At 68.4% G+C, this 13,057-nt stretch carries 9 protein-coding genes; 2 read left to right on the top strand and 7 right to left on the bottom strand.

What is annotated here, in order from left to right; genetic code table 11:
- The first annotated feature begins 599 nt into the window (after window positions 1-599).
- Both OHA58_RS40840 and OHA58_RS40835 read left to right on the top strand, forming a co-directional pair.
- Window positions 600-1,163 (top strand): hypothetical protein, encoded by a 564-nt coding sequence (locus OHA58_RS40840; RefSeq protein WP_405474891.1) that lies wholly within the window; start codon window positions 600-602, stop codon window positions 1,161-1,163.
- On the top strand, window positions 1,160-3,811 hold the full coding sequence (locus tag OHA58_RS40835) for a Helicase associated domain protein (protein ID WP_405474893.1): 2,652 nt from the start codon (window positions 1,160-1,162) through the stop codon (window positions 3,809-3,811). The genes OHA58_RS40840 and OHA58_RS40835 overlap by 4 nt, the downstream gene beginning before the upstream one ends.
- Window positions 3,812-3,878: 67 nt before the next feature.
- Here OHA58_RS40835 and OHA58_RS40830 read toward each other — a convergent pair whose 3' ends face one another.
- The 7 genes from OHA58_RS40830 to OHA58_RS40800 all read right to left on the bottom strand — a co-directional run bounded on the left by OHA58_RS40830 (window position 3,879) and on the right by OHA58_RS40800 (window position 12,572).
- Complete coding sequence (locus OHA58_RS40830; RefSeq protein ID WP_405485409.1) at window positions 3,879-4,088, bottom strand: helicase associated domain-containing protein; 210 nt, start codon at window positions 4,086-4,088, stop codon at window positions 3,879-3,881.
- Window positions 4,085-4,465 carry a hypothetical protein gene (locus OHA58_RS40825; protein WP_405474895.1) on the bottom strand — a complete coding sequence of 127 codons (381 nt, stop codon included), beginning with the start codon at window positions 4,463-4,465 and terminating at the stop codon, window positions 4,085-4,087. Before OHA58_RS40825 ends, OHA58_RS40830 begins: the two co-directional genes overlap by 4 nt.
- 150 nt (window positions 4,466-4,615) lie before the next feature.
- On the bottom strand, window positions 4,616-4,798 hold the full coding sequence (locus OHA58_RS40820) for a hypothetical protein (protein ID WP_405485407.1): 183 nt from the start codon (window positions 4,796-4,798) through the stop codon (window positions 4,616-4,618).
- A 206-nt stretch (window positions 4,799-5,004) separates the two neighbouring features.
- Complete coding sequence (locus tag OHA58_RS40815; RefSeq protein ID WP_405474898.1) at window positions 5,005-6,012, bottom strand: hypothetical protein; 1,008 nt, start codon at window positions 6,010-6,012, stop codon at window positions 5,005-5,007.
- Window positions 6,013-6,035: 23 nt separating this feature from the next.
- Window positions 6,036-9,389, bottom strand: coding sequence for an AAA family ATPase (locus OHA58_RS40810; RefSeq protein WP_405474900.1), 3,354 nt, complete (start codon window positions 9,387-9,389; stop codon window positions 6,036-6,038).
- Window positions 9,390-9,426: 37 nt separating this feature from the next.
- Entirely contained in the window at window positions 9,427-10,596 is a 1,170-nt protein-coding gene (locus OHA58_RS40805) for an exonuclease SbcCD subunit D (RefSeq protein ID WP_405474901.1), read from the bottom strand.
- Window positions 10,597-10,670: 74 nt separating this feature from the next.
- Window positions 10,671-12,572 (bottom strand): ATP-binding protein, encoded by a 1,902-nt coding sequence (locus tag OHA58_RS40800; RefSeq protein WP_405474904.1) that lies wholly within the window; start codon window positions 12,570-12,572, stop codon window positions 10,671-10,673.
- Between the last annotated feature and the right edge of the window lie 485 nt (window positions 12,573-13,057).

The raw sequence follows: 13,057 nt of genomic DNA, 5'->3' as shown, positions 1-13,057 counted from the left end.
GCGCTGCGCGCGAAGCAAGCGAACCACCGTGCTGCGCACGGTGGTTGCACCCCCGCTTTGCGGGTGTTGGCGGGTGGCTTCGCCACCCGCTCAACCTGACTGCTGCGCAGTCAGGTTGACGGGCCGTTCGCTGCGCTCCCGGCCCTGCGGGACTTTGTCCCGCTGTCAGGCTTCCGCTGCGCTACAGCCTGGGCGGGTCCGCTGCGCTCCCCCGCCTGACGGTCCCTTCCGGCTGCGCCTTCAGGACCGTTGGGCCCGCTGGCGCGGGCCTGCTAGCTGTAGGGGTACGGGCGGAGGTCTCTTTGAGTGAACTGACGGGTGATCAGGCAAGCATGGTTATGGGTGACTTGTTGCCAGCTTCCTGGTGTCTGCCTTGTCGGACCGCGTGGCGTAGAAGGGTGGTCCGATGCAGTTGGCACGCGGATGTACGGGGACATGATGCGTTCGGTCTCGGCGCCTTGCCGGGTCTGGCATGGGGAAGGGGGTCGGTCGTCAAGAGAGAGGTCTCTGTGGGCGATTCTCGTATGCTGCATCTCTTTTGATGCAGCATGTAGGATTGGAGAAATTGAGGGACATGCGATGCGCAAGGTGGGTGCGGGTTGATCTACGAATACCTTCCGCATGAACTCGCCCGGCTGGGTGTGCTCTCGAAGGCATCGGGGCTCGATCGGGGCCGGGTGGCCACGCAGGTGCGTCTGGCCCAGGAGCGTGCCGGGGACGCCGTCATGGCTCCGGCCGAACCTCACCATCTGAGTGAGCTGTTCATTGCGGAGCTGCGGCGTCTGCAGTGGGAACGGATCGCCGGTCTCATGGAGTTGGAGGGGATGCCCGTGTACGTGGCCTCTCGTGACGTGCGTGCCGTCCGCTATGAAGAGCAGCGCTTGCAGAGGCTGATGGAGGAGGTGACAGAGGCGGAGCGGTCGGGTGTCGCCGCTCCGGAGATCGCTCGGCATCGGGTCTTCCGGATCTACGCGCGGCCCTCCGGTGGAGCCTCCCGCCTGAACATGCCGGCACCGGTTGTCCACCTGATGGCCTCATCGGCTGCCGAAGCAGCCCTGAGAGCGTGGGCAGTCCATGGCGGCAAGGACGGCCTTTACGAGCGCAGGGAGCACCGGATCGCTTCCGCCGAACAGGTCCTTCCCGAACCGGGAGAACTCTTTTGATCCAGCTCCGAGAACACCAGGCCAATCAAAAATCGAGCTTCCGCAAGTGGGTCAGATTCCCTGCAAGATCGTCTGTGCCTCCGCTGGGTGCGCGGGGCACGATCGTGTCCGCGACCGGATCCGGCAAGACGATCACGGCTGCCGCGTGCGCGTTGGAGTCCTTCTCCGGTGGCCGGATCCTCGTCACCGTGCCGACCCTGGACCTGCTCGTGCAGACCGCCCAGGCGTGGCGCCTGGTGGGCCACCGGGCCCCCATGGTCGCGGTGTGCTCCCTGGAGAACGACCCGGTGCTGGGCTCGCTGGGGGTGCGCACCACCACCAATCCGATCCAGCTCGCCCTGTGGGCCAGGTCCGGGCCGGTGATCGTGTTCGCCACGTACGCCTCCCTGGTGGACCGTGAGGACATCGACGCACCTGAGGGCCAGCGGCGGGTGCGTGGGCCCCTGGAGGCTGCTCTGGCGGGCGGGGAGCGGCTGTACGGGCAGCAGATGGCGGGCTTCGACCTCGCGATCGTGGACGAGGCCCACGGAACCGCCGGTGATCTCGGGCGGCCGTGGGCAGCGATCCACGACAACCAGCGAATCCCTGCCGACTTCCGGCTCTACCTGACCGCGACCCCGCGCATCCTCGCCGCGGCCCGGCCGCAGAAGGGCGCGGAGAGCCAGGAGGCGGAGATCGCGACCATGGCCGACGACCCGGAGGGCACCTACGGCGCGTGGCTCGCGGAGCTCGGGCTCTCGGAGGCGATCGAGCGCGGGATTCTCGCGGGTTTCGAGATCGACGTGCTGGAGATCCGCGACCCCTCACCGGTTCTCGGTGAGTCGGAGGAGGCGCGGCGCGGCCGGCGCCTGGCCCTGTTGCAGACCGCGCTGTTGGAGCACGCCGCCGCGTACAACCTGCGTACGGTCATGACGTTCCATCAGAAGGTGGAGGAGGCCGCCGCGTTCGCGGAGAAGCTGCCTCAGACCGCTGCCGAGCTGTACGTCAACGATGCCACAGGCGACGACCTGGCCGCCGCGGACAAGCTCCCCGCGTCGTCGATCGACGCCGAGTTCTACGAACTCGAGGCCGGCCGCCACGTACCCCCGGACCGCGTGTGGTCGGCATGGCTGTGCGGCGACCACCTCGTAGCCGAACGGCGCGAGGTCCTGCGCCAGTTCGCAGGCGGCATCGACGCAGCCGGGCGACGGGTCCACCGCGCCTTCCTCGCCTCGGTGCGCGTGCTCGGGGAGGGCGTGGACATCACCGGCGAGCGGGGAGTGGAAGCCGTCTGCTTCGCCGACACCCGCGGCTCCCAGGTGGAAATCGTGCAGAACATCGGCCGGGCGCTCCGGCTCAACAAGGACGGCAGCACGAAGGTCGCGCGGATCATCGTGCCGGTGTTCCTGGAACCCGGCGAGGACCCCACCGACATGGTCGCCTCCGCCAACTTCCGGCCCCTTGTGGCGGTCCTCCAAGGCCTGCGCAGCCATGACGAGCGCTTGGTCGAGCAGCTCGCCTCCCGCGCCCTCACCAGCGGTAAGCGCAAGGTCCACGTCCAGCGTGATGAGGACGGGCGGATCGTCGGGGCCGACGGCGAGGGGACGGACCAGGAGCAGGACGACACCGACGCCGCTGCCGAGTCCGCACTGCTGCACTTCTCCAGCCCGCGCGACGCGGCGACCATCGCGGCGTTCCTGCGCACCCGGGTCTACCGGCCCGAGTCGCTGGTATGGCTGGAGGGCTACCAAGCCCTCATCCGCTGGCGGAAGAAGCACCACATCACCGGCCTGCACGCCGTGCCCTACGACGTGGAGGTCGAGGTCGGCGTCACCAAGGACTTCCCCCTCGGGCGGTGGGTACACCAGCAGCGCAAGTCACTGCGGGCCGGGGAGCTGGAGGAGCGGCGCAAGACCCTGCTGGACGCACCGGAAGCCGGGATGGTCTGGGAACCGGGCGAAGAGGCCTGGGAGAACAAGCTCGCCGCCCTACGGTCCTACCGGCAGGCCACCGGGCACCTCGCACCCCGGCAGAACGCGATCTGGGGCGAAGGCGAGGCGATCGTGCCGGTAGGCCAGCACACGGCCAATCTGCGCCGCAAGGGCGGCCTGGGGAAAGACCCGGAGCGGGCAGCGGACCGCGCGCAGCAACTGGCCGCGATCGACCCGGACTGGAACTGCCCCTGGCCACTCGACTGGCAACGCCACTACCGCGTCCTCGCGGACCTGGTCGACGCTGACGGCAGCCTTCCCGACATCGCCTCCGGCGTGCTGATGGACGGCGACGACATCGGACGATGGCTCCAGTGGCAGAAACAGCCGAGCACCTGGAAGGTGCTGTCCACCGAGCAGCAGGAGCGGCTGACCAGGCTGGGCGTACAGCCGCTTGAGGTGCCGCCGCCCGCGGCGGCCAAGCGTACGGCGAAGAGCCCGAGCAAGGCGCAGCAGGCGTTCCAGCGCGGCCTGGCGGCCCTCGCGCAGTGGGTGGAACGCGAAGGCGCCCACCGGCCCGTACCGCGCGGCCACAGCGAAGAGATCGCCGTCGACGGCGAGACGGACCCGGTGTCAGTGAAACTGGGCGTATGGATCTCCAACACCCGCGCGAGGCGCGACAAACTCACCGCCGATCAGCTCTCCGCCCTCGCGGCGCTGGGCATGGACTGGGCCTAACCGCAGCAGCCGCAGGATTGTGGGGTTGCTGAAGCTGGCGTGTCCTGCAAGAGCAGGCAAGCCAAACTCACCACCGACAAACTCGCCGCACTCGCCAACCTCGGACTCGACTGGGCAGCGGCAACGGTGAGGGCAGCGGCACGCTGGTCGGTGAGGTGATCGGGCGGGTGCGCTGGGTGGCCAACCAGCGGCCCAGGGGGTAGCCAGTGGCGTCCTCATAGGTCTGGAGGACGTCGAGGTGACGGTGAGCGCGATGATAGCGGCGGGCCGCAGTCAGGCCACGGCGCCATTCGGCGCTCTTGGGGGCCAGGACGCGTAGGGACGGGGCGAGGGCGACTTCGTCGGCCTGGGTGGGGCGTTCGAAGCGCAGCCAGGCTTCAGGGTCCTCGGAGGGCATGGTGGGGCGGTGGGTACGCGGGTCGGCCAGGCGTGCCTCGATGCGGTTGTCGTGGGCGCGCAGGGCCACAGCAGGGTATAGGCATCCGCGCCGAGCAGGTCATCGGGGTCCTCGTCGGGGGTGAGGTAGACGGGGACGACGAGGGTGGCCTTCATACCGGCGCCGGGTTGTTGGCGCAGGGCTCGGCCGACGGCTTGGACGGTGTCGACGGGGCTGTTCTTGGGGTCGACGAAAACGACGGCGTCGATGGCGGGCACGTCGATGCCCTCCCCCAGGACGCGGGCGTACCGTGACTGGACCTGTGCCGCCTGCGCTGGCGAGTGCGGCCAGTTCGCCGGGAGCGGTGGTCATCGGGAGGTCGACGCTGAGGGGTTCGTGTTCGAGAGCCTGCCGGGCCGAACACGCCGCTACTGCCGGTCCTTTGCGGCCTGCCTCATGCCAGGAGCGGATCGTCTGGGACAGCAGGTCCAATGTCGGCAGAAGCGCCAGACACGGCCCCGCGGGGCGATGCGGGCGGTGGTGCGGGCGGCGATGAGGGTCTTGCCGGTACCGCACGCGGCGATCACGCTCGCGCGTGGGTGCTGACCCAGTGTGTGGGTGGCGGCCGCGACGGCGTCCTTCTGATGGGGGCGCAGTTCGAGGGGGTGTTGTAGCCATGGAGGGACGCCGCTCCGGGACGTGAGCTGGTGAGGCGGTCATTGTGGCATTGCAGAAAGGGCTACTGGGCGGTGCGGGATACCGGGTGCAGGGTGGAGCCGCTGGGTCTTGCGGACGTGGAGCTGCTGGGAATGCAGGTTCAACCTGCTGCTGCCACGCGTAGGGCCCGGCTGAGCAGGACAGGGTTGCCCATGCGGCGCCGTAGCTCTCTCTCCAGTCCGGCGACCGGCACCAGGTTCTGCGGGGCCCGGGTGTCTTTGTACTCAATGCTGGCGTACCGCGGCAGGAGGGCCTGGGAGAGGTTTGCCAGTTCGATCGCCTCGGAGACAGAGATGCTGGCGGCGCATTCCAGCCGTACTACCCCGGCCCACGGGGCGCCGGGTGTGCACGGTAGCCGTAGGTACCAGGCGTGGCGGTCCCAGGAGGTGCCCATCAGGAACACCGGGGTGCGTTCGCTGGGGGCCAGGGTGGCGATCATGGCGTGTAGGTCGGGTGGCAGGTAGGCGGTGCGGTGGGACTTGATGAATCCCAGTGCGCGCGGCAGGTGGGTACGGCCGCGCAGGGGGCCGTCCACGACCAGTAGGTCCGAGCCTTCGGGGACGCCGTGGCCAGTCAGGGCGGTACGGGCATGGGTGGCGACGAGGACCTCGAGATCGGTGAGTTGGCGTTGCAGTGCCGTCGAGAGCAGCACTGCGAGGTTCTGGTCCTGGTCGTCGGGGGTGATGTGGGCTTTGTAGGTTCCAGCTGTGGTGGGCACGTCGATGGCGTTGGTGGCGGTGGTGAACAGGCCGCGCCGGTAGTCGATGGTCAGCAGATGCGCGCCGCGGTCGGGGCAGCAGCAGACGGTGCCTGCCGCGTAGGAGGCGCACAGGGCCATCAGGGCGTGCCGGGCTTCGTTGCTGGGGCGTGTGGCTGGTTCGGCGGATGGGGGCTGTTCGATCCAGATGCGGGCCTCGACGCGGCGCACGCCGTCGACGAACAGGACGGCGCCAGGGGCGGATATCTGGGAGGGCGAGATGGGCTTCCAGTCGGCCGGGGCGAGTTCGATGTGGGGGGTGACCTTGGCTGTGGAGTCGCCGATGCCGCTTTCGGCGTTCTCGACACTGGAGCCGTAGGTGGGGTCCCAGCCGTCGACGTGGAACCGCATGCGGGAAGCCTGTGCTGCGCTGGTCATGTGCCCTGCCGGGTGACGACGGAGGTGTGGGTGTCGCGCTGGACGTGGAACTGGACGGGGATCTGTTCGGCGAGTGCGGTGACGTGGGTGATCACTCCGACCATCCGCTCCCCCTGAGAGAGGTTTTGCAGGGTGTCGGCGACGGTCTGGAGCGAATCGGCGTCGAGTGTGCCGAACCCTTCGTCGAGGAAGATGGACTCCAGTTTCGTGGCGCCTCCCAGGCCGGCCAGTTGGTCGGAGAGGGCCAGTGCGAGGGCCAGGCTGGCCTGGAATGTTTCGCCGCCGGACAGGGTGCGCACCGAGCGCGAGGAGTCGGCGTCGAAGTGGTCGATGACGTAGAACTCGCCCTTTTGGTGGTGGAGGTCGAAGCGGTCGTCCGACAGCTGGCGCAGCGACTGGGAGGCGCCGGCGACCAGGGTGTCGAGGGCTGAGTTGGCGAGCCACTGGGGGAACTTGTTGGACCGCATCAGCCGGGCCAGTTCGGCGGCCACCTGTTGCCGGGTGCGAGCGGCGTCGATCTTGTCTCGTATCGAGGCGGCGTCGGCACGGCTGCGTTGGATCATTTCTATCTGGCCCCGGGCGCGTTCGGCTGCGACCGCCACCATCTGTGGGGCCTGTGCGGCACGCCCCGGGCCGTCGCCGAGGTCGTGAGGATCCAGGTCGTTGTCGCGCAGGAGTGCCTCCAGGTGGCCCAGGAGCTGGCTGGCTTCGTCGTGGGCGGTCTGGGCGTCGGAATCTGCGTGCACGGTGGTGGCCTGCCGGTCGCTGACCCCGCGGCTGGCCCAACCGGTCAGGATGGACCAGGCGGCTGCGAGGTCGTCGGTGTCGAGGCTCGGTGGATTCAGCGCCGCCACCGCATCCCGGCTGGCTGTCAACACGGATCGAGCCTTCGCGGTGCGGTCGTGCCACTGCTCCTGCTCGGCCGCCGCGACCTTGGCTGTCTTTCGTGTGTGGTTGGCGTCAGCGGTGGCTGTCTCCCTGGCTGCCTCGAGGCGGGCGCATTCCTCGAAGAGGGCCGCCAGGTCGTCTTCCGGCGGCGCCTGGTCCAGGAGTGTCTCGAGTTCGCTCAGGCGGTCGGTCAGGGTCGTCTTGTCTAGGTCGGCGGTGGCGGCGTCCCGGACGGCTGTGGTGTGGGCAGCCTGGGCGTCGGCGTGCGCGCGGTCGGCTGCATCCAGCGCAATGGTCGCGCCCGAGTGGGCCTTTTCGGCGTCGGCTGTTTCGGCTGTGGCGGCTGCGAGGTCGCGTTCTGCGGTGGAGGTCTGGGTGCGGGCCCAGGCCTCCAGGTCGGCCCAGGCCGCGGTCAGGTCGTCGGTGTCGACGGCCGGCGGATCAAGAGCGGCCACCGTGCCCAGCGTCGAGTGCAGGGTACTGCGGGCCCGGTCGAGTTCTCGCTGCAGTGCGGCCGCCGCCGACGTGGCGGAATCATGGACAATTTGGGCATTCTGCACCGCGTCGCGGGCCTGCTGCTCATCAGCGGTCAACTGTTCGCGGGATGCGGTGAGTTCGTCGAGTTGAGCGCGGTCGGCGTTGCAGTCGCGGTCGGCACCGGCGGGGCGGTCGGGCAGCAGCGTGCCCAGCCTCTTATCGAGCAGGGAGCGCTGTGTGGTGAGTTGGTCCACGGCTCGCTGTTTGTCGGCGACCGTCGTCTTGGCGTCCTCATATTGGGCCAGCAGGTCACGGTGTTCTTCTGCGGCAGCGGCCCGCGCCGTCTCGGCTGCGTGAAGAGCGGGGTCGGACAGCGGCGGCGGGAGGGTGGTGACGTTCTGCTCGCAGACCGGGCAGGCGTGTCCCACCTGAAGTTGAGGGCGCAGCTGTGCGGCACCGGCGAGGGCGCGGGCCTCATCGACCGTGGACGTGGCCGTGTTCAGGCGCACTTGCGCGTCGGCCACCGCTTCCACGAACCGATTGGTTGTCTCGACAGAGCTTTCCAGTTCGCCAGTGGCGTCCGTGAGCACACCGATGACGTCGAGGAGTTGGTCGAGTGTCTGGTACGCGTCCGTGAGCCGGCTGCCATCGCCGGCGGCGGTAACCGCACGAGAGGCCTGTTCGAGCCGGTCGCGGGCCGTGGCCAGCTGCCCAGCGGCGGCTTCGACCTCGTTGGATTGAACTGCTGCGCGGCTGGTCAGGTCGGTGATGCCGTCGGGGGTGCGGACGGCATCCAGCAGTTGTCGGCGACGCTGCAGTTTTTCGTCCATCTGCCGGGCTTGGTCACGGCGCTCACGGGTCTCCTCGGCGCTGCGCCGGGCCTTGGCGACGGCGTCCTTCGATGCTTTCAGCCGTTCTTCGCGCTGCGTCAACTCCCCTTGGGCGCGCTCCGCATCGGCGATGACGCCGTCGCGGCGCCCAGCCAGGGCTGCCTTCTCGGTGTACCGGTCGCGGGTGACGGTCAGGTCAGTGCGCTGGGGGCCGGACTGAGCCTCTTTGGCGGCGTCGGAGAGGGTCTGAGCGGCTTCGTCGGCGGCGTCACGAGCCTGCCGGGCAGCTATCTGTGCCTGTGTGGCCTGATGTTGCAGCTCTTCGACGCCGTCGGGGATGCGGATGGCGGTCAGCAGATCGGCCTCGCTGCGCAGCTTGTCGGCTCGAGCGTCGGCCTCGTGTGCGCGGGTGCGTGCTTGGTTGATTTCGGGCACGAGTTGGTCGACGGTGACGGCCAGTTGCTTGAGTGCGGAGACACGGGCCTGCGCGGCAGTCTCGGCTTCGAGGGTGGCATCGGTGTGCCGGCCTAGCTGGTCGTTGAGGACCTCGATCTCCTTGGCCGCTTCGTCCGCCTGGGCGCCGGCGCGCTTGCCGATGCCTTCGTATTGGGCGGCGCCGAGGAGTTTGAGGAGGATCTGCTGCCGGGCACTGGCGTTGGCGGACAGGAACCGGGCGAAGTCGCCTTGGGGCAGGACGACGCACTGGCAGAAGTCGTCGAAGGACAGCCCGAGCAACTGCTCGATAGTGGTGTTGAGTTCCTTGATCTCCCCGGCCAGTACTTCCGGCTGCGGCCCGTCTGCCTCGACCGCGACGGCGGTGGGGTCGGTGAACTTCACCAGGCTGACGGACTTCTGCTGGATCTGCTGCCCGATGCGGCGGACCTCGCGGGCGACCTGGTAGCGCTGCGACCCGACGTCGAAGGTGAGCGAGACCGTGCAGCGGTTACTCGTGGGGGCGAGTGCGTAGGAGATGGCGTTGCTGCGTCCCCACCGGTAGGCCGACCCGTACAGGGCGAAGGTCAGCGCGTCGAGGACGGTGGACTTGCCTGACCCGGTGGGGCCGATAAGGGCGAAGTAGTCGGTGTCGGTGAAGTCGACCACGGTGGGGGCGCGGAAGCCGGCGAAGCCGTTGAGCTCCAGACGTACGGGACGCATCTGCTGCCCTCCTTTGGGCGGGGTGTAGGCCTGGGCTTCAGGGACGGGGGGTGGAGCGGGTCAGGTCGTCGTGGAGCTGGTTGAACAAGGCGGTGACCCGGCCGTCGCTGACGCCGACGCTGTGGCAGTAGTCGGTAAACAGCTGCGCAGGCGTCTTGACGGGCTGATCGACGCTGATCCCTGCTGTGGCGCCGGTGTCCGCATGATCGGGGTGAATCAGGATCCGGAGGGCGTTGGGGAGGGCTTCGTACAGGTCATCCCTCATTCCGGCGTAGCCGGGCTGGGTGACCACGAGTCTGAGGTAGTCCTCGCCGTAGCCAGCGGGGTCGGCGGTGAGCTGGGCGACGGTGCCTTCGACGGTGCGCAGTCTGCGGCCGGCGGTGACGGGAATGTCGGTGATCTTTGCCGGGGTGCCGGAAGATGCCTCGACGAGGCAGACGACGTGGGTGTTGTTCTGCTCGCCGAAGTCGATGGCGTAGGGAGAGCCGCTGTAGTGCACCGGGCAGGCGGCCGGGATCTGCTGCCGGCGGTGCAGGTGTCCCAGGGCCACGTAGTGCGTCTCGACGGGGAAGATCGCGGCGGGCACGTGGTATTCCATGATCGATTGGGCGGACCTCTCGCCGCCGCCGAAGGCGCCGCCGGTGCAGGTCAGATGGGCCATGATGATGTTGACGGCGTCCGGGGTGAAAGCTCCCGTCAGATTGGCCAGGACATCACGGACGAGCTGGTCGTAGGCACCGACGTTCTGCGACGGGGTGTTGGCGATGATCTCCGCGGCACGGACGGCGTAGCGCTGGGAGAGAAACGGCAGGACGGCGACGTTGACGCGCTCGTTGGTGGACTTGGCGCGAAAGGTGTGCACGCCTCCCTTCGCGGCTGGTCTGGCCTGGCCATAGACGTGGATGCCGGCGACGTCCATCAGCGGCTTGTAGGCCTCGAACGTGGCGCCGTGGTCGTGGTTGCCGGCGATGAGGATGACCTCGATGTTCTGCCTGGCCAGGTGCAGCAGGGTGCGCACGACAAGCTTCTGGGCGTCCGCTGTCGGCGCGGCGTTTTCATAGATGTCGCCGGCTATGAGGACGGCGTCGACGTCGTTGTCGACAGCGATCTGGGTGATCTCCCGCAGGACGCACGCCTGCTCCTCGAGCCGGTTGCGGCTCTTGAGGACCTTGCCGATGTGCCAGTCGGAGGTGTGAAGGAACTTCACGGGTGAGTCCTTTGCGGGTAGCCGAAGCAGAGCAGCGTGTCGCGTTGGTGCGCCGAGGAGTGAGGTGGCAGACGTCAGTAGGGCGGCTCGTCGATGGCGCCGTCGTCGGTGTCGTCGGGCCACGGATCGCTCTCGGGCCCGGGCAGCCTGGTGAACGGGTCCGGTCGCGCCGCGCTGCCGGTGGCCTGGCCGGCTGCGGGGGTGCCGGTGGTGAAGGTGGGGTCGGCGACCTCGGAGAGCCGGGTGGCCCAGGCAGGGAAGGGGAATTCAACAGCCAAGGGCACCGGGATCTCCGGTTGGGAGACGAACATGGTGCCGGGCCTGGCGAGAGTGGCGCGCTGGCGCTGTGAGGCAGGCAGGAAGCCGTACTCGGGGCGCCCGGCCTCGGCAGCGTCGAGCCGGCCGACGATCTTGATCGAGGAGTTCGACACGATACGCCGTTCCACCTCTGAGGCGGTCTGCTGGGCGCCGATGAGGATGATGCCGAGCGAGCGGCCGCGTTCGGCGATGTCCAGCAGTACGTCCTTGATCGGGGAGGAGCCCTCGCGAGGCGCGTACTTGTTGAGCTCATCGACCATCGTGAACAGCAGCCCGCCCGGGCCGGCTTGCTCCTTGCGGTCGGTCTCCGCAGCCAGCACGACACCGACAACGAACCGTTGGGCCCGCTCCGGCAGGTTGTGCAGGTCCACCACGGTGACCTGTTGCTGCGAGGTGTCGATGGAGTGCGCAACCGGCCGGTCGGCGCTCGTGTTCAGGTCTCCGCGCAGCAAAGGCCCGAGCGGCCTCTGGGACGACCGCAGCCGCCGCACGAACGCATTCACCGTGCCCAGGCCGATGGCCGGGCCCGCCCACTCCGCGCGAGTACCGTCGTCGGTGACCTTCCTGGAGATGAAGTCAATCATCTCCGCCCAGGTACGGAGGGTGGTTCCGTCGATGACGACCGCGCCGTCGTTCCCAGCAGCCTGGGCTTCGCGGCACAGCTTGCTTGTGACCTGGTGCACGACGATCGTGTACTGGTTCTTCTCGTCTTCGACGTCGGCGAACACGTACGGGAGGAGCTCGCGTTCACAGAACTCGGCCAGAGTCCACCAAAAGGCGGTGACGCCACTGGTCCTGCCAGTGACGTGGGGGCGGCCCGTCGTGTCACCAGGCAGTGGCGGGGCGTAGAAGCCGGCCGATGCAAAGGGGCGGGCGGGCAAGCCGAGTTGGGCGTAGTCGTCGCGCAGCTTCTCATCAAGGCGGGCATTGGGCTGGTCAACGAACAGCAGGTCCTCTCCCTTGACCGAGAAGATCAGGGCCTTGGCGTTGACCGCGCGAGCGCCCAGGGCGCCCGAGGTGAACAGCGAGTGCATCAAAAACAGCGCAAAGCTGGTCTTGGTCGCCACCCCTGAAATACCCGAGATCGATACGTGGGCGCCGCGGGTGCCATCAAGGAACTCAAGGTTGAGATAGATCGGTTCGCCGTCCCGGCCGATGCCGGCGGGGACGCGCGCGTCCATCCGGTCGAAGTACAGCGCGGCGTCCCGGGCAGCGCCTGCGGCCCGGATCGCGACCTCGCCAGGACGTGGCGGCACATAGCACTCGGGGTCGACACGGGTGGTCGTGACCTCGGCGATCTCCTGCACGTTCGCCGGCAGGATTCCGTCGGCGATGAGGAACACATCTGAGCCGAACGCGGCCCCCTCGTGGCGGGCAACCACTTCGGTCACCACGCCGGAGGTAACGACCGTGCCTCGCCCGGGGATCTCCCGGCGGGTGCTGACCACGTCGTCGAGCTGCAGATATGCATCAGAGGAAAGGGCGACGTGGAACTTCAAAGGAGTGGAGTCCTCGGTGCCTGCTATCTTCCCCACCTCGTCTTCGGCGTCGCCACCGGCGAGGAGGCCTGCAGACGGCTGACGGCTGGTCACGGGTGCGGAACCACGGCCGAATACGGTGCTGTCAGCGCTGGGGGGCTCGGAGGCGGTGTTGGTCATCGGCCGTTCCCTGTGTCGGTCCTACGGTGTCGAGGCAACCCTGCCGACCGACGGTGGACGCCGTACGCCGGGGCGTCGAAACTCCTGGGCAGCTCTATGAGCACAAACCGTAATCAACGGGCCGCACGGTGCGGGCGGTTTTCCCGATAACAGCGGGAAATCAGGGCAGCCCCCGAGGGCTGTGCACAGCGCAAGGGCCCGGAGACACTCGCGCCGGCGGACGACTTCCGCTAGCACACCCCGAGCTGGCACCCCGTCAAAGAGCGAGCGCCTTCACTCCCATGACGAGCAGCTCGTTGGCTTCCTGCTTGCGCGTTCCCCAGTCCTGCCCGTACGGGTATACAGGCCGCCTTCGTTGAAGGTAGCCACGCCGTGTCCGGCTCCGAATTCTTCGCACCATTGCGGAGGCAAGTCGGTCAACTCGCCGTCGCTCGACTGGTGCCCCAGCTGGTGAAGTGTGCGCCGTGTGGGCGGAGTCGAGGAAG

Origin of the sequence: Streptomyces sp. NBC_00009 (genome assembly GCF_045040855.1) — a bacterium.
GTDB classification, from domain to species: Bacteria; Actinomycetota; Actinomycetes; order Streptomycetales; family Streptomycetaceae; genus Streptomyces; species Streptomyces aureus.
This window is presented reverse-complemented; position numbering and strand designations above follow the sequence as displayed.